At 65.5% G+C, this 17,514-nt stretch carries 14 protein-coding genes and 1 pseudogene; 1 reads left to right on the top strand and 14 read right to left on the bottom strand.

Going from position 1 to position 17,514, the window contains the following annotated elements; all coding sequences use genetic code 11:
* Positions 1 to 4: 4 nt before the first annotated feature.
* From ACW179_RS14405 to sidA, 12 genes are all read right to left on the bottom strand, one after another.
* Positions 5 to 1,201, bottom strand: coding sequence for a M50 family metallopeptidase (locus ACW179_RS14405; RefSeq protein ID WP_492060165.1), 1,197 nt, complete (start codon positions 1,199 to 1,201; stop codon positions 5 to 7).
* Positions 1,202 to 1,221: 20 nt separating this feature from the next.
* Positions 1,222 to 2,421, bottom strand: a complete 1,200-nt coding sequence (gene dxr, locus ACW179_RS14400) for a 1-deoxy-D-xylulose-5-phosphate reductoisomerase (protein WP_492060164.1) — start codon at positions 2,419 to 2,421, stop codon at positions 1,222 to 1,224.
* The gene (locus ACW179_RS14395) at positions 2,409 to 3,257 is read right to left on the bottom strand and encodes a phosphatidate cytidylyltransferase (RefSeq protein ID WP_492060163.1); all 849 of its coding nucleotides are present in this window, start codon (positions 3,255 to 3,257) and stop codon (positions 2,409 to 2,411) included. Before ACW179_RS14395 ends, dxr begins: the two co-directional genes overlap by 13 nt.
* Entirely contained in the window at positions 3,235 to 4,014 is a 780-nt protein-coding gene (gene uppS / locus ACW179_RS14390) for a polyprenyl diphosphate synthase (protein ID WP_492060162.1), read from the bottom strand. The genes ACW179_RS14395 and uppS overlap by 23 nt, the downstream gene beginning before the upstream one ends.
* A 47-nt stretch (positions 4,015 to 4,061) precedes the next feature.
* A complete protein-coding gene (frr, locus tag ACW179_RS14385; protein ID WP_492060161.1) occupies positions 4,062 to 4,628 on the bottom strand; it encodes a ribosome recycling factor in 567 nt (188 codons plus the stop codon).
* Between the two features lie 23 nt (positions 4,629 to 4,651).
* On the bottom strand, positions 4,652 to 5,398 hold the full coding sequence (pyrH, locus tag ACW179_RS14380; protein ID WP_492060160.1) for a UMP kinase: 747 nt from the start codon (positions 5,396 to 5,398) through the stop codon (positions 4,652 to 4,654).
* Positions 5,399 to 5,649: 251 nt separating this feature from the next.
* Positions 5,650 to 6,588: a translation elongation factor Ts gene (gene tsf / locus ACW179_RS14375; protein WP_492060159.1), complete on the bottom strand. Its 939-nt coding sequence runs from the start codon at positions 6,586 to 6,588 to the stop codon at positions 5,650 to 5,652.
* Between the two features lie 150 nt (positions 6,589 to 6,738).
* Positions 6,739 to 7,593: a 30S ribosomal protein S2 gene (gene rpsB, locus ACW179_RS14370; RefSeq protein WP_492060158.1), complete on the bottom strand. Its 855-nt coding sequence runs from the start codon at positions 7,591 to 7,593 to the stop codon at positions 6,739 to 6,741.
* A gap of 288 nt (positions 7,594 to 7,881) precedes the next feature.
* Positions 7,882 to 8,196: a DUF5076 domain-containing protein gene (locus ACW179_RS14365; RefSeq protein WP_492060157.1), complete on the bottom strand. Its 315-nt coding sequence runs from the start codon at positions 8,194 to 8,196 to the stop codon at positions 7,882 to 7,884.
* Positions 8,197 to 8,327: 131 nt separating this feature from the next.
* Complete coding sequence (locus ACW179_RS14360) at positions 8,328 to 8,678, bottom strand: GFA family protein (RefSeq protein WP_492060156.1); 351 nt, start codon at positions 8,676 to 8,678, stop codon at positions 8,328 to 8,330.
* 38 nt (positions 8,679 to 8,716) lie between these two features.
* Positions 8,717 to 12,148, bottom strand: coding sequence for a DNA polymerase III subunit alpha (gene dnaE / locus ACW179_RS14355; RefSeq protein ID WP_492060155.1), 3,432 nt, complete (start codon positions 12,146 to 12,148; stop codon positions 8,717 to 8,719).
* A 22-nt stretch (positions 12,149 to 12,170) separates the two neighbouring features.
* Positions 12,171 to 12,272, bottom strand: coding sequence for a cell division inhibitor SidA (gene sidA / locus ACW179_RS14350; RefSeq protein ID WP_492060154.1), 102 nt, complete (start codon positions 12,270 to 12,272; stop codon positions 12,171 to 12,173).
* Between the two features lie 153 nt (positions 12,273 to 12,425).
* Between sidA and ACW179_RS14345 the strand changes: the two genes are divergently transcribed.
* The gene (locus ACW179_RS14345; RefSeq protein WP_492060153.1) at positions 12,426 to 13,385 is read left to right on the top strand and encodes a nucleoside hydrolase; all 960 of its coding nucleotides are present in this window, start codon (positions 12,426 to 12,428) and stop codon (positions 13,383 to 13,385) included.
* 37 nt (positions 13,386 to 13,422) lie between these two features.
* Here the strand turns inward: ACW179_RS14345 and ACW179_RS14340 are convergent.
* Together ACW179_RS14340 and ACW179_RS14335 are read right to left on the bottom strand one after the other, a co-directional pair.
* Positions 13,423 to 14,880, bottom strand: a pseudogene (locus tag ACW179_RS14340) (serine hydrolase domain-containing protein).
* 288 nt (positions 14,881 to 15,168) lie between these two features.
* Positions 15,169 to 17,511 carry a heavy metal translocating P-type ATPase gene (locus ACW179_RS14335; protein ID WP_492060152.1) on the bottom strand — a complete coding sequence of 781 codons (2,343 nt, stop codon included), beginning with the start codon at positions 17,509 to 17,511 and terminating at the stop codon, positions 15,169 to 15,171.
* Positions 17,512 to 17,514 lie beyond the last annotated feature (3 nt).

Raw genomic sequence — 17,514 nt, 5'->3', positions numbered from 1 at the left:
GCGTTCACGTGAACAGACCGCCGATGAATTTGAACACGTCGTATCGGTTGAGGTCGTTCCACGCCGCGAACAGCATGAAACCCAGCAGCAGCGCAAGCCCCGCCCGGAAGCCCGCCGCCTGGAATTCAGCGCGCAGAGGCCGGCGAAACAGCGCTTCATAGGCGTACATCACCAGATGACCACCATCGAGCACCGGGATTGGCAGCAGATTCATGAAGCCGATGCTGACCGACAGGCTGGCGATCAGCAGCATCTGGCTGATAACCAGACGTAGCAGCAGGGTCTGGGTATCGGGCGCATCGGCGACGCTGGCCTTGGTCACCGCGCCGGCGGTGTGGCCGATGCCGATCAGGCCACTGATCTGATCAGCAGGCACCTGCCCCGTGACCAGGCGTCCCAGATAGAAGGCGATGGTCTTGAGCATGCCCCAGACATCGACAACTGCGTCAGGCACGGCGCGGATCAGCGTCGACTTCTGGAAGCGCGTGACGCTGACGTTCTCAACGCCCAGCCGGCCTTCCTTAACGCGACCTCGAATCTCATCCTTCACCTCTACGAAGCGCGGGGTGGCGATCAGGTTCATACGGGCACCGTCGCGCTCGATCAGGAAATTGATCGGCATGTTGGCGCGCAGAGACACGTAGGCACTCAGATCCTGGGCGCTCTTGACCGCCACGCGGTCGGCCGAGACGAATACGTCGCCCGGGCGGAAGCCTGCGGCCTCGGCGGCGGTGCCGGGCATGACGTTGCGGACCGTGGCCACGCCCTGAGGCTTGCCAATCAGCAGCAGGAAGGCGGCCATGATGACGATGGCCAGGGCGAAATTGGCCATCGGGCCGGCGGCGGCAATGATCGCCCGCTGCCAGACCGGCTTGAAATGGAAGTAGCGATCTACCGCCGCCTCGCCCTCGCGCTCGACAATGGCGCGCTTCATGCCCGCCAGATCGTTCTGATCGGGCACGCTGGCGGCGTTTTCGTCGCCCGAAAAGCGCACATAGCCGCCCAGCGGGATCGACGCGATCCGCCACTCGACGCCAGACTTGTCGCGCCAGGAGGCGATGGCCGGGCCAAAGCCGATCGAGAAGCAGTCGATCGCCACGCCACACGCGCGCGCCGCCCAGAAGTGCCCGAGCTCGTGGATCGTCACGACGATCGACAGCACGAACAACGTGGAGGCGACAAAGATCAGGACATCGATCATCTAGGCTGGGCTCTCCGGACTCAGTTCCGCCGACGCTTTTGCGCGACAACCTCGGCCGCAATGCGGCGGGCGCTGGCATCCGTCATCATGGCGCTTTCAAGCGGGTCACCGCCAGCGTCGTCAAGGGAACCCAGGCCGTTCATGCTTTCCAGGGTCTCCGCGACTGCGGCGGCAATATCCAGAAAGCCGATCTGACGGTCAAGGAAAGCGGCGACGCCCACTTCATTAGCGGCGTTCATGGCAGCCGGCGCGCCACCGCCCAGCCGCATGGCCTCACGGGCGATGGCGATCGAGGGGAAGCGCTCAAGGTCGGGTGCTTCGAAGGTCAGCTGGCCGTAGGCCGCCAGATCCAGGCGCGGTGCGGGCCAGGGGAGCCTGTCGGGCCAGGCGAAGGCGCAGGCGATCGGGCTGCGCATGTCGGGCGGCCCCAGCTGCGCCAGGGTCGAGCCGTCGGCATATTCCACCAGGCTGTGGATCACGGACTGCGGATGGATCACGGCGTCGATGCGATCTTCGGGCGTGTCGAACAGATAGGACGCCTCGATCATCTCGAGGCCCTTGTTCATCATCGTCGCAGAATCGACCGAAATCTTGGCGCCCATCGACCAGTTGGGATGGGCGACCGCCTGTTCGGGCGTGGCCAGGGCCATCTGGTCGCGCGTCCAGGTGCGGAAAGGCCCGCCGGACGCCGTCAGGATCAGCCGCGACACCCGGCTGATACAGGCCGGTTGCAGCACCTGGAAGATCGCCGAATGTTCAGAATCGACGGGGATCACCGAGCCACCCGCCTCGCGGGCGATGCGCAGCAAGGCCGGACCGGCGCAGACCAGACTTTCCTTGTTGGCCAGGGCGATCACGGCACCGGTTCGTGCGGCGGCCAGGGTGGGTGCCAGGCCCGCCGCGCCGACAATGGCCGACATCACCCACTGCGCGCCCATGGCGGCGGCTTCAATCACGGCGCCCGTCCCGGCAGCGGCCTTGACGCCCGTTCCGGCCAGGCCTGCACGCAGAGCTTCAAGCAGGCTTTCGTCGTCGATCACCGCAACCTGCGGCCGCCAGAGCCTGGCCTGCTCAATCAGCCGCTCGACATTACGTCCCGCCGTCAGGGCCAGGATCTCGACCGCAGCGCCCGATTCCTGAAACAGGCTGAGCGTGGAAACGCCGATGGAGCCGGTCGAGCCCAGGATCACGACCTTGCGGGGGAGCGTCAATGGGCCCATCCGGCCAGGTAGATGAACCGCACGCCGGCGATGACGATGGCCGCGAACATCAGGCCGTCCACCCGATCCAGCAACCCGCCGTGACCCGGGATCAGATCACCCGAGTCCTTCACGCCGAACCGGCGCTTGAGCATCGATTCCCACAGGTCGCCCATCATGGTCGACAGGCCGCCCAGGAACCCGATCACCGCCGCGATCGGCCATGTCAGGTTCATGTCAGGCAGGGCTGGAAGCCAGGCCGACAGGGCGTCAATGCCGACAGCCGCCAGAGAGGCCGCGAACAGTCCGCCGAAAAAGCCCGACCAGGTCTTGTTGGGCGAGAACCGGGGCCACAGCTTGGGCCCCTTGAAAATGCTGCCGAACACGAAGGCGAAGATGTCGGCAAACCAGGTCACGGCGAACAGCAACAGGGTCCAGCTCAGGCCCGCCGGCAGCAGGCGCAGCCAGATCAGGGCGATACAGGCCGGGGCGATATAGATCACGCCATAGGCTGCGTCGGCCCGTCGCTCGACCGCACCACGGGCGATCAGGCCTGCGGCCAGGGCGCCTGCCGCCAGCAGCGGCCACGTCGCCCAGTAATGTCTCAGGAAAGCCGCCACGACCGCGACCAGAACAGCCACGCCGATGGACAGGGCCACACCGATCGGCGCCTTGGGCGCGCTCATCAGACCCCACTCGCGGGCCAGAAGCGCAATGCACACCGCGATCAGGGCCAGGAACCACACGCCGCCAAACCAGACGGCAGCCACGACTGTGGGTACGAGCACGGTGGCCGAAGCCACACGCACCCGAAGATTGACCCAGTTGAAACGCTTAGCCGGCGACGGCGACGTCATCGGCGGCAATGCCTCCATAGCGTCGGTCGCGGCCGCGATAGTCCGCGATGGCCGCCGCAAGCGCTTCAGGTCCATAGTCAGGCCACAGCACGTCCTGGAAGACGAGCTCGGCATAGGCGCATTCCCAGAGCAGAAAATTGGAAATCCGCCGCTCTCCGCTGGTGCGAACGATCAGGTCGGGCGCCGGCGCGGTCGAGGTGGACAACAGTCCCTCGAAGACGGCCTCGTCCAGGTCTGCGGCCTTGGCCTCGCCCCGCTCGACGGCCTCGGCGAAGGCCCGGGCTGCGTCGGCGATATCGGCCCGGCCACCATAGTTGAAGGCAACCTGCAGGATGAACTTGTTGTTGTCGGCGGTGCGGCGCTCGGCCCGCTCGATGATGTCCTGGATATCCGGGGCCAGACCCGTCCGGCGACCAATGATCCGAACCCGGACGCCCTCACGCGCGAGGCGCTCCAGGTCTGATTCGACATAGGCCTTCAGCAGACCCATCAGCTCGGAAACTTCCTGAGCAGGCCGACGCCAGTTTTCGGTGGAGAAGCCGAACACCGTCAGGACGCCGACGCCCAGGTCTGGCGCGCCTTCGACCGTGCGCTTGAGCGCATTGACGCCCGCACGGTGGCCCAGCGCGCGCGGCATGCCACGTCGCTTCGCCCAGCGGCCGTTCCCGTCCATGATGATGGCCACGTGCAGGGGGTGGCTCGGCGCCTCGCCCCCAGCGCGCGCCGATACATCCTGCAGGCCGGTCGTCGGCGACATTCGCTTCAAGCCTTCCCTACCGTCTCCCCCGAACCCCGGTCGGACGATCAAACCTGCATGATCTCTTGTTCTTTGATTTTCAAGGCCTCGTCGACCTGCTTGATGGCCGCGTCGGTCATCTTCTGGACCTCCGTCTCCATCTTCTTCAGCTCGTCCTCGCTGATGACGCTGGCCTTCTCGGCCTTCTTCAGGTCGTCATTGGCGTCGCGACGGATGTTGCGCACGGCCACCTTCTGGGCCTCGGCATACTTGCCTGCGATCTTGACCAGATCCTTGCGGCGATCTTCGGTCAGCGGCGGGATCGGGATACGCAGGTTGTTGCCCTCGACCACGGGGTTGAGGCCCAGGTCGGAATTGCGGATGGCCTTCTCGACAGCCGAGACAACACCCTTGTCCCAGATATTGACGTTGATCTGGCGAGGCTCCGGCACGCTGATCGAGGCGACCGTGTTCAGCTGCACCATCGAGCCATAGGCGTTGACCACGATCTGGTCGAGCAGGCTGGACGAGGCGCGGCCGGTCCGCAAACCGGCGAAATCTTCCTTCAGGGCGAGCACGGACTTGTCCATGCGATCCTTGTAGCGGGACAGGACGGGCTTTTCGGCGGCGGCCATGGCGTGGGCTCTCTTCGCTGGTCTTAGGCGGCGGCGTCTTGTGCGACGACGGTAAAGGTGCCCTCGCCTCTCAGGACGTTCAGCAGATTGCCGCGTCCCTTGATGGAGAACACCACGATGGGGATATTGCTGTCACGCATCAGGGCGACGGCAGAAGCATCCATCACCCGCAGGTCCTTGGCCAGCACATCCATATAGGTCAGACGGTCATAGCGCTCGGCAGTCGGATCCTTCTTGGGATCGGCGGTATAGACGCCATCGACGCTGGTGCCCTTGAACAGGGCGTCGCACTGCATCTCGGCGGCGCGCAGGGCGGCGGCGGTGTCAGTGGTGAAGAACGGATTGCCGGTGCCTGCGGCGAAGATCACCACCCGGCCCTTTTCCAGATGACGCTGGGCGCGGCGGCGGATGTAAGGCTCGCAGACCGTGGCCATCGGGATAGCCGACTGCACGCGGGTGGAGACACCGATGCGCTCCAGCGCGTCCTGCATGGCCAGGGCGTTCATGACCGTGGCCAGCATGCCCATATAGTCGGCGCTGGATCGCTCCATGCCCCTGGCCGCGCCGGCCATGCCGCGGAAAATATTGCCCCCGCCGATCACCAGGCACAGTTCAACGCCTGACTTGACGATCTCGGCGATGTCCTCAGCCACCGACTGCACGGTGTTGGTATCGATGCCGTAGGGCGTATCGCCCATCAGCACTTCACCCGAAACCTTCAGGAGCACGCGGCGGAAAGGCTTCGACGTGATGGTGCGGGGTGCGGACATGGGACCGGGCTCTTCCTGAGTCGTCGGCACGCAACATAGTGCGCGTTCGTCAAAAGTGGGATCAGTTTTGCATCGAAGCCTGTCCGACGGGCGGAAGACTTCACAAACCTTCGATCAGACGCACATCCGCTCGTTCAATGGCGAAACGCGTTCCAATAAGGCGCAAGAAGGGCGCGGCGCGCGTCAAACGCACCGCGCCCTTAAAGGCTTGAGAGCCGGACCGCCGCAAAGCGACGCCCGGATCTCGGGTCTTAGGCCTGGCCGGCCATGGCGGCGACTTCAGCGGCGAAGTCACCTTCCGGGGCCTTCTCGACGCCTTCACCCAGGGCAAGACGAACGAAGCCCTTCACGGTGAGCGGCGCGCCCAATTCCTTGCCGGTCTCGGCGACCAGCTGCTCGACGGTCTGATCCGGGTTCATGACGAAGGCTTGCTTCAGCAGCACGACTTCTTCCAGGAACTTGCGGATACGGCCTTCAACCATCTTCTCGACGACGGCGGCGGGCTTGCCCGATTCCAGCGCCTGCTCGGTGAAGATGGCGCGTTCCTTTTCGATCGCGGCCTGGTCCAGATCGTCCGGCGACAGCGAGAGCGGCGCGGTGGCGGCCACGTGCATGGCGATCTTGCGGCCCAGCTCCAGGATCTTGGCCTGGTCGCCGGCGCCTTCGATGGCCACCAGAACGCCGATGCGGCCCAGGTCGGGCGCGGTCGCGTTGTGGATGTACGAGGACACCGCGCCCTGGGCGACGGTGAACTGGGCCGAGCGACGCAGCAGCATGTTCTCGCCGATGGTGGCGATCAGGTTGGTCAGCACGTCAGACACGACTTCGCCATCGGCGGTCTTGGCCGAATTGATGGCCTCGACGCATTCGCTGTCCAGGCCAACAGCCGCGATCTTGCGGACGGCGTTCTGGAACAGTTCATTGCGGCCCAGGAAGTCGGTTTCGGCGTTCACTTCGACGGCCGACGCGGTCATGCCGGCACCATCATTGCGCACGGCGATGCCGACGAGGCCTTCAGCGGCGACGCGGTCAGCCTTCTTGGCGGCCTTGGACAGGCCCTTGGCGCGCAGCCAGTCGATGGACGCGTCGATGTCGCCGTTGTTTTCGACCAGGGCCTTCTTGCAGTCCATCATGCCGACGCCGGACTTTTCGCGCAGCTCTTTCACCAGCGCAGCGGTCACTTCAGCCATGAGTTCCTCCATCTAACATCAGAGCGCTCCCCACCGCCGCCGAAGCCGGCTCGCCAGGAGAAACGCGGGAAACAAAATTACGACCGGGCTTGATAGCCCGGTCGCATGTCAGGGTCACAACAACCGGTCCGAAAACCGGAAGCTGGAAAATCAGCTCGCGGCCGGCTCTTCGGCGACGGCTTCGATCGATTCGGCGGTCGCTTCCTGAGCGGCTTCCGGGGCGGCGGCTTCAGCCACCGGCTCGGGGGTCAGTTCGCGAGCCAGGGTCGGTTCCATCGGAGCCACCGAGGCGCCCAGATCGACGCCCGACGAGGCCTGGCCGGCGGCCAGACCGTCGAGGACGGCGTCAGCGATCAGGTCGCAATACAGCTGCAGGGCGCGGGCGGCGTCGTCGTTGCCCGGGATCGGATAGGTGATGCCGTCCGGATCGCAGTTGGTATCCAGGATCGCAATGACCGGGATGTTCAGCTTGCGGGCTTCGAGGATCGCGATCGCTTCCTTGTTGGTGTCGATCACGAACATGATGTCGGGGATACCGCCCATGTCCTTGATGCCGCCCAGCGACAGCTCCAGCTTGTCGCGCTCGCGGGTCAGCTGCAGCAGTTCCTTCTTGGAACGACCCTGGCCTTCGCCGCTCATGATGCCTTCGAGTTCGCGCAGGCGAGCGATCGAGCCCGAGACGGTGCGCCAGTTGGTCAGCGTGCCGCCGAGCCAACGGTGGTTCACATAGTACTGGGCGCAGCGCTTGGCAGCGGTGGCGACGGGATCCGAAGCCTGACGCTTGGTGCCGACGAACAGCACGCGACCGCCGGCGGCGGCGACTTCACGCACCTTCACCAGAGCCTGGTGCAGGAGCGGAATCGACTGCGACAGGTCGATGATGTGGATGTTCGAGCGCGAACCAAAGATGTAGCGGTCCATCTTCGGGTTCCAGCGGTGCGTCTGGTGACCGAAGTGGGCACCAGCTTCCAGGAGCTGACGCATGGAGAATTCGGGAAGAGCCATCGGGCCTGTATCCTTTTTCCGGTTGAACCTCCGCGGACACCCCCGTTCCGAACGATTTCGGAGCGGGACCGGAACGGTGACCCCGGGATTTCTCCCCGAAGCAACCGAACGTCCACGTGTGGAATGGCGCGGCAGATAGGCGCGAACGGATCAAAATGCAAGCCTTGTCGGCCGGATCCAGCCGCTAGAGACGCAATTTGCGCCCTATGCAGGGCGTCAGCCCGGATAGCTTGGCCCTTGCAGATGGTCTCAGGCGGAAGATTGCCCCCGCCTGGCGGATGCAGCAGCCTAGTTGGCCTCGGAACCAACCTTGCCCGTCCGCTCGGAGGATGGCGCAGAAACCTCTTCGTTGAAGCGCTCGACGATAGACTCAAACAAGGCGGCCTTGGCGCCCATGCCTTCGGCGCTGAGCGCATCGGCGATATGACCCGCAAGGTCCGCCAGAATGATCCCCCAGGCTGAGATCTCCCGATCCACCCCGTCATGGGCGTATAGCCCAAACTTGAGCGAGCAATGCAGCCCCTGCTCCGCGATCCAGACGCGCGCCAGTTCTACAGCGTTGGCGTCGCGAAGGGCCGCCGGGGGTATTGCACGGGCATCCATTCTGACCTCATGGCGTTGAGCTTGACCTGACCTGAGGGCGTGATGACGAAGGCCGGCTGACGATCGATCCAGCCCGGTTTGCCATCGACAAGGCTGCGACTGAGCTCCTCACAGTCTCGGCGCGTGTCTCATCAGAACGCCTTGCCGTTCACCGGGGTCGGTGACAGCGCAAAAACATCGACATCGTCCAGGCAGCGCACATTGATCGCCGCCATCCGCACGCCGCCCGGCCCCTCCCCGCGTCCGAAGGATTCGATCCCGCAGTCGGCGCAGAACAGGTGGGCGATCTTGCCGGTGTTGAAGCGATAGTCGGTCAGGGCGTCTTCCCCCGACACCAGCCTGAAGTCCTCCTCTGGCGCGAAGGCCAGGATCGACCCCAGCCGACCGCAGCGCGAGCAGTTGCAGGTGATTACGTCTTCAAGCCCAACTTCGACCTCGAAGCGAACCTTGCCGCACTGACAGCCGCCCTGATGCAAGGCCATGGTCTTCTCCAGTTTGAAGGCTACGGGACCGGCCGCGCCTAGACGTCCTCAAGCAGGGCGACACCAGGCGCAGTCTTAAGGGCCCCGCGCAAAGCGGCATCGAGGGTGTAGCGGCCGGGCAGCTTCAGTTCGATCTCCCGGCCGCCACCGATGGCCGCGATCAGGCTGACCTCGCCGCCCCGCTGCGAGACGGCCGGCTCCAGACGCTTGCGCAGGGCCTCGATCTCGGTGGCCGAGGGCGAGAGATGAACCCGCAATCCCGCCACCACGTTTTCGATGGCCTTTTCAATGGGCTCAGCATCGTCGCCGAAGAACCGCACCTCGCCGTCACGCGCCTTCGCCCGAACCTTGATGGCCACCGACTTGCCGGGTTCCAGCACCTCGCGGCACTTGCGCAGGGCTTCGGGCGGGAACAGCACCTCATATTCACCGGTCGGGTCGGACAGCGACACGAAGGCAAAGCGTTCGCCGCTCTGTGACGCCCGCTCCTGGCGTCGACGTACCACGCCGCACATCCGGAAGGCTTCCATACCGGCCTCGGCCTGGGGGATCACCTCGGTCAGCATGGCCGTGCGCTTGCGGCGCAGCATGCCCACCATGTCCTCCAGCGGATGGCCGGTCAGGTAGAAGCCGACAGCGGCCAGTTCCTCATCCAGCAGATCAACCTGGTTCCAGGGATCGGTCTTTTTCAGACGCGGACGGCCTGCAGCCGGATCGGCGCCGAACAGCGCGTGCTGCCCGCCCTGGCGGTCGGCCGCCACGCTCTGGCTGTGACTGATCAGGACGTCGGACGAGGCCAGGATCTGGGCCCGGTTCTTGTGGAAACTGTCAAAGGCCCCTGCCCGGGCCAGGTTTTCGATGGCCCGCTTGTTGACCTGCTTGGGATCGACCCGCTCGACGAAGTCGAAGATGTCGCGGAACGGCCCGCCCTCCTCGCGCACGGCGACCAGATGCTTCATCGCCTCCAGGCCGACATTGCGCACGGCGCCCAGAGCATAGAGCACCTCACCGTTTTCGACCTCGAAGTCGGCTCCCGAGCGATTGACGTCGGGTGCCCGCACCGTGATCCCGAACCGGCGGGCGTCCTGATGGAAGACAGCCAGCTTGTCGGTGTTGGAAATATCCAGGCTCATCGACGCGGCGAGGAACTCGACCGGCGTATTGGCCTTCAGCCAGGCGGTCTGATAGGCGATCAGGGCATAGGCGGCCGCGTGGCTCTTGTTGAAGCCGTAGCCGGCGAACTTGGCCACCAGTTCAAAGATCGACCCCGACTGCTCCTCGGGAACATTCTTCTCCTTGGCCCCCGAGACGAAACGGATCTTCTGGAGATCCATCTCCTCCTTTTTCTTCTTGCCCATGGCCCGGCGCAGAAGGTCAGCCTCGCCCAGGCTATAGCCCGCCAGGATCTGGGCGATCTGCATCACCTGTTCCTGATAGACGATGACGCCGTAAGTCTCCTTGAGCACAGCCTCAAGCGACGGGTGCAGGGTGTCGACGGGTTTGCGGCCGAACTTGCAGTCGACGAAGGTGTCGATGTTGTCCATCGGGCCGGGTCGATACAGCGAGATCAGCGCGGTGATCTCCTCGATCGAGCCGCAGCGCATCTTGCGCAGGGTGTCACGCATGCCCTGGCTTTCCAGCTGGAACACACCAACGGTCTGGCCCGAGGCGAGCAGTTCGTAGGTCTTGGCGTCGTCGAAGGGCAGCCGGCCCAGGTCCACCTCAGCGCCGCGCTTCTTCAGATGCTTCACCGCGCGATCCAGCACGGTGAGGGTCTTGAGCCCCAGGAAGTCGAACTTCACCAGGCCGGCGCTCTCGACCCATTTCATGTTGAACTGGGTGGCCGGCAGATCCGAGCGTGGATCCTTGTAGAGCGGGGTCAGCTGGGTCAGGGGCCGGTCGCCGATCACCACGCCGGCGGCGTGGGTCGAGGCGTTGCGGAATAGCCCCTCCAGCTGCAGGGCCACGTCCAGACAGGCCGAGACGTTGCCGTCTTCCTTTTTGGCCTGTTTCAGCCGCGGCTCGATCTCGATCGCCTGGGCCAGGGTGACGGGCGCGGCCGGGTTGTTGGGCACCATCTTGCAGAGCCGGTCCACCAGGCCCAACGGCAGCTGCATCACCCGGCCGACGTCGCGCAGCACGGCGCGGGCCTGCAGGCTGCCGAAGGTGATGATCTGGGCTACACGGTCCCGACCATACTTCTCCTGCACATAGACGATGACCTCTTCCCGACGCTCCTGGCAGAAGTCGATGTCGAAGTCGGGCATGGAGACCCGCTCGGGATTGAGGAAGCGCTCGAACAGCAGGCCAAAGCGCAGCGGATCAAGGTCGGTGATGGTCAGCACCCAGGCCACCAGCGACCCCGCGCCCGAGCCCCGCCCGGGGCCGACGGGAATGCCGTGCGACTTGGCCCACTTGATGAAGTCCGACACGATCAGGAAGTAGCCGGGAAAGCCCATCTTCTTGATGATGCCCAGCTCGAAATCCAGCCGGTCCCAATAGACCTGCTCCTCGACCGCCAGCTCCAGCCCGTCGAGGCGGGCCCGCAGCCCCTCGCGCGCCTGGTGCTCCAGCTCCTCCGGCTCGCTGCGGCCACCGGTCGTGGGGAAGCTGGGCAGGATGGGATCGCGCTTCTTGACCAGGAAGGCGCAGCGCCGGGCGATATCGAGGGTGTTGTCACAGGCCTCGGGCAGGTCGGCGAACAGCTTGCGCATGTCAGCGGCCGGCTTGAACCAGTGCTCGGGCGTCACCCGCCGCCGCTCGTCCTGCCCCACGAAGGCCCCGTCGGAAATGCACAGCAAGGCGTCGTGGGCGTCGTAAAGCTCGCGCTTGGCGAAATAGACGTCGTTGGTGGCCACCAGAGGCACGTCGTGCTCGTAGGCCCAGTTGACCAGGCCCGGCTCGGCGGCGGCCTGGCGCGGCAGGCCATGGCGCTGGAGCTCGACATAGAAGCGGTCGCCGAACACCCGGCTCATCTCGGCAAGGGCCTGAGTGGCCTCGCCCGTCTTGCCAGACGCAAACAGGGCATCGACCGGTCCATCAGTTCCCCCCGACAGCAGGATCAGCCCCTCGGCGTGCTGGACCACCCTGGACCAGGGCACAATCGGCTCGGCCAGCTCGCCGCTCTCAAGATAGGCAATCGACGAGAGCTCGGAGAGATTGAGATAGCCCCGCTCGTTCTGGGCCAGCAAGGTAATGGTCGGTGCCCGCGCCCAGCGCTCGGTCGGCCCGGCTCCAACGCCTGACACCGGCAGGGCGCAGCCGATCAGCGGCTGTATTCCGGCGTCCTTGGCATAGGACGAATATTCTAGTGCCCCGAAAAGATTGGCCCGGTCGGTCAGACCTGCGGCCGGCATGCCCGCTGCCTCGGCCAGTTTGCCGATCACATCAGCCTTGATGGCCCCTTCCAGCAGCGAATAGGCCGAGCGAACCCGAAGATGGACGAACCCCTGCCCTTCATCGTTCGCCATGGCCGGTCTCCGCTGTCTCGACTCAGGCCACCAACTGGGCGACCGAGCACATCATCCAGACGAAGCTGGCCACGGACACAAGGGCCAAAGACTCACGCGCTAAACGGATCACAGGAACCTCCATAGTCGTTGCTTGTTTGTTCCATATTCCGCTTTTGTTCTGTTCACAAGATGTTCTGAATCAATCCCCGGCATTTTTTCACGCGCGTCGTCCAACGCCGAGAAATCCGGCGGTGCGCCCTCTGGTCCTCCGCCCCGGATCAGGTCAAATCGGCCCATGCGCCTGATCATCGATACCGACACCGCCGGGGATGACGTCTTCTCCCTGATGCTCGCCCTCACCCGCCCCGGCGTCAGCGTTGAGGCCATCACCATCGCCCACGGCAATGTGGGCTTCGTCCAGCACGCCGAGAACGCCCTGGTCACACTGGAGGCCTGCGACAGGGCCGGCGGGGTTCCGGTCTATCTGGGCGGCCAGGCCCCCTTTTCGCGCGCGCCCTTGGATGCCGCCTATGTGTTCGGGGCCGACGGCATGAGCGACAGCGGCTTTGCACGCGCCGCACAGCGTCCCGCCGCGGGGCACGCCGTCGATGAGATCGTGCGCCGTGTGATGGACGCGCCCGGCGAGATCACGCTGATCGCCCAGGCACCCCTGACCAATATCGCCCTGGCCTATCTGCGCGAGCCGCGCATCGCCACGGCGGTCAAGCATCTTTGGGTGATGGGCGGCACCGACAATGGCGTGGGCAATGTGACGCCGGCGGCCGAGTACAATTTCTATGCCGATCCAGAAGCCGCCAGGATCGTGATCAATGCCGGCTTCAATCTAACGATCGTCACCTGGACGCTGACCCTGAAGGACGGCCTGCTGGATCTGGAGCAGTTGGCGGCCCTCGACGCCCTGGGAACAACCCGTGCCCGGTTCTTCACCGCCGTCAATCGCGCCTCCCTGGCCTTCGCCCAGGAGACTGAGGGCCTGAACGGCAGCCTGCATCCAGACGCCCTCACCTGCGCCCTGGCCCTGGACGAGAGCCTGATCCTCGAGGCCGAGCAGGCCGTGGTCGATGTCGAGACCGTGGGCGAGCTGACGCGCGGCTATCTCAGCGTTTCGCACGGCATCCTGCCCGATATCGAACTGGCCGACCCGGCCCTGAAGCGCAAACCGCCTAACGCCCGGGTCATCAAGGCCATCGACCGCGAAGGCTTCTTCGCGGCGATGCGCGCGGCGCTGCTTTAGGCGCCGAGACGACAGGCAACCGCCATCCCGGCCTGGATCATGGCCGGGCAACCTCGAAGTCCAGCTTCTGCAGGCTTGGAGCTTGGGTCGGGGCCAGCAGGAAGCTACCCAGGATACGGCCGTGTTCGCAGGTCCAGGTGAAGGCGCCCTGCATCGCCGTCACCGGCACCACGCCCTCAGTCGCCGTACAGGCTCCGACCTCGGCCTTGAGGCGCGACAGCTCGCGCGCCCAGTGTGGCGCGTCGCGGTCCAGAAGCATGTTCATCGCCAGCCCCTTGTCGGCGACAGAGATCGATCCTGCCGCCCAGACCGCACGCGCCATCTCATAGCCCGCCGCGACGCCCGGGCTGGCCGGAGCCGTCCGTTCAGGAAAGGCCTGGGTCGCCTGCAAGGCCAGAGCGATCTTCAAGGCCAGGGCTGACGGACCTGCATAGGTGCGGTTGGTCAGCACGAAGACGCCGATCCCCCTGTCGGGCAGCATCACGATGTTCGAGCCGTAGCCCGGATAGCCGCCGCCGTGGGTCAGTACCCGGCCCAGGTCGCAGTCGTCGACCACCCACCAGCCCATGCCATAGGTGCGAGCCGTCCGGCAGGGTGCGCCGCCGGCCGACGTCGCCCGCATAAGGCCCCTGGGAAAATTTGAGCCCTCGACGATCTCGCGCACAGTGGCCCGAGCGACGGGGCCGGTATCGGCTGCATCACGGGGTGGCCAGGCCGACAGCAGGAAGGCGATCCAGCGCCCATAGTCTTCAGCGCTTGTCTCGATCCCGCCCATGGCCCCGAACACGCCGTCAGCCATGTCGGGTTCGCGAAGCCAGGCGTCATCCTGCCAGCGATAGCCGATGGCGCGCCGCTCAGGCGGCGATTTGGCGATGTCGTAGCCGGTCGAGGCCATGCCAAGCGGCGTCAGGATGCTGTCGCGCACATAGTCCTAGTAAGGTCTGCCAGAGACGTTGCTGACAATGCGGCCCAGAGCGGCATAGCCGAAATTGGAGTATTCCATCGCCATGCCAGGCGGCCGGGCGAAGGGCACTCCGGCTTTCAGCATCCGGGTGAAGTCGGCTTCCGGCAGCGGTTGCTGGCGGTCGCCCCAGGGGTCGTCGGTCACGAAGCCGGCGGTATGGTTGAGCAGATCGCGCACCCGGATCTTGCGACTGTCGCCGCTGGGATAGGTCCAGCCGCGCATCTCGGGCAGGTAGGTCTCGGCCGTCGCGTCCAGCGACAGCTTGCCCTCGTCGCGCAGCTTCAGGATCGCCAGGGCGGTGAACGCCTTGCTCATCGAGGCGATGCGAAACAGCGACCGGGCGTCCACCGGACGTTTCGACGTCGTGTCCTGGACGCCCTGCCCTCTGACCACGATCAGCCGGCCATCCTTGACGACGCCATAGACCAGACCCGGAACGTGGGAATCGAGCCGCCATTGCTCGACACTGCGGTCGATGGCTTTAAGCGCCGCTTCGTCAAGTTCCCCCGCCCAAAGGCTTGCCGGCACCATCAGCAGGAAAAGGCCCGCCAGACCCATAGCCACCCATCGCTTCAACATCGCCCGCCCCGCCTGTCACCGCCACTATCGCGGCCATCATCGGCGGGGCGAGGCAGCGACACAACGAACCTTGCAAAGGTTCCGCCCCTGAAGGCCCTGTATGCGCTCGACGAGCGCGCACAGATGTCACGGTGCCCGACTTCGGCAGGCACACGGCGCGGATTTTCCCCTATCCGGGAGGTGACGAGGCTGGAAAGCACAGGCCCTTGGATGGGCAGGGATTGGCCCAGCGAGGCCAGGCTATCGCGAGGCCTCTGATACGCCGAGTTTCACCGTGCGCAGGCGCAGGGCGTTACCAATCACGCTGACCGAGGACAGGGCCATGGCCAGGGCGGCTATGGCCGGAGACAGCAACCATCCGAAGGTCGGATAGAGAACGCCCGCCGCGATCGGAATGCCCGCGACGTTGTAAGCGAAGGCAAAAACAAGGTTCTGGCGGATATTGTGCATCACGGCCCGCGATAGCCGCCGGGCCCGGACAATCCCCTGCAGGTCGCCTTGCAACAGCGTCACGCCGGCGCTCTCGATGGCGACATCGGCGCCGGCGCCCATGGCGATGCCCACTTCGGCGGCGGCCAGGGCCGGCGCATCATTGACACCGTCGCCGGCCATGGCGACTGAACGCCCCGCAGCGCGCAGCCTTTGCACGACGTTGGCCTTGTCTTCCGGCAGCACTTCGGCCTCGACCTCGTCAATGCCCAGCCTGGCGGCCACGGCCAGGGCCGTCGTGCGGTTGTCGCCCGTCATCATCACCAGCCGTACACCCTCGGCCTTCAAGTCGCGGACAGCCTCGGCCGTCGTGGCCTTGATCGGATCGGCGATCCCCAGGACACCGCCCAGCCTGCCGTCGACGGCCGCAAAGATGGTTGTCGTCCCGTCCTTGCGCAGGGCGTCGGCCACGGCCTCCAGCGGCGAGAGATCCACGCCCTGTTCGGCCATCAAGCGGGCGCCGCCCAGGGCTACACGCCGGCCATCGACTACGCCGACAACGCCCTTCCCGACCGGTGAATCAAATTCCGAGGCCTCAGAGAGCACCATCTGGCGATCCTTGGCGGCCCGCAGGATGGCATCGGCCAAGGGGTGCTCGCTGCTGCGCTCCAGACTGGCGGCGAGGCGCAGCAGTTCGACGTCGTCGAAACCCGCCACTGGCTTGATCGCCGTCACCGCCGGGCGTCCCTCGGTCAGGGTGCCGGTCTTGTCGATGACCAGGGTGTCGATCTTCTCGAAGCGCTCCAGCGCCTCGGCGTTCTTGATCAGGACGCCGATCTGCGCGCCCCGGCCGATCCCGACCATGATCGACATCGGCGTCGCCAGCCCAAGGGCGCAGGGGCACGCGATGATCATCACCGACACCGCCGCCACCAGCGCATAGGCCAAACGCGGTTCGGGTCCGACGAGCGACCAAACCACCGCAGCGATCAAGGCCGCGCCAATCACCGCCGGCACGAACCAGGCAGAGACCTGATCGGCCATGCGCTGGATCGGGGCCCGGCTACGCTGGGCCTCGGCGACCATCTGGACGATGCGTGACAGCAGGGTCTCGGCCCCGACCTTTTCGGCCCGCATGACAAAGGACCCGGTCTTGTTGATCGAGCCGGCGATCACCTTGGCCCCGGCCTGCTTGGTGACGGGCATCGACTCGCCCGTGACCAGCGACTCGTCGATCGACACCCGGCCCTCGATCAGTTCGCCGTCCACGGGGATTTTCTGGCCGGGACGCACGCGCAGTCGATCGCCTGCCACCACCTGATCCAGCGTCACCTCTTCATCCGCCCCGTCGGCGGTGATCCGCCTCGCGGTCTTGGGCGCGAGGTCCAGCAGGGCCTTGATCGCACCGGACGTCCGCTCGCGGGCCCGCAACTCCAGCACCTGGCCCAGCAGCACCAGGACGGTGATCACTGCGGCGGCTTCAAAATAGACCGGCACGCCCCCCATGGCGTCGCGGATGGCGGGCGGGAAGAGGCTGGGCAGGAACAAGCCGACCAGGCTGTAGCCGTACGCGACGCCCACCCCCATGGCGACCAGGGTGAACATGTTGAGCTTGCCCGTCGCCAACGATGTCCAGCCACGGGTGAAGAAGGGCCAGCCCGCCCACAGCACCACCGGGGTCGAAAGCGCGAACTGGATCCAGTTGGAGGTCTGGGCGGGAACCCACCGGCCGTGACCCATGATATGAGCGCCCATCTCCAGGACAAAGACGGGCAAGGCCAGGGCCAGACCGATCCAGAACCGCCGGGTCATGTCGGCCAGTTCGGGGTTTGGGCCGCTGTCGGCCGTCACCGTCACAGGCTTCAGTGCCATGCCGCAGATTGGACAGACGCCAGGACCGGCCTGGCGGATCTGCGGGTGCATCGGGCAGGTGTAGAGCGTTCCGTCCGACACCTTGGCCGGAGGGGGCGCACGCTTGGCCTGGTAGCCTTCAGGATCGGCGACAAACTTGCCCAGACACTTGGCTGAGCAGAAATAGACCGTTTCGCCGCGTGCCTCGACATGGTGACGCGCGGTTGCCGGATCCACACGCATGCCACAGACCGGATCCTTGACGGCGACCGGTGCGGACGATCGGATCAGGTGCGAATTCATGGC

This window comes from Caulobacter sp. AVps18, assembly GCF_058681425.1.
This window is presented reverse-complemented; position numbering and strand designations above follow the sequence as displayed.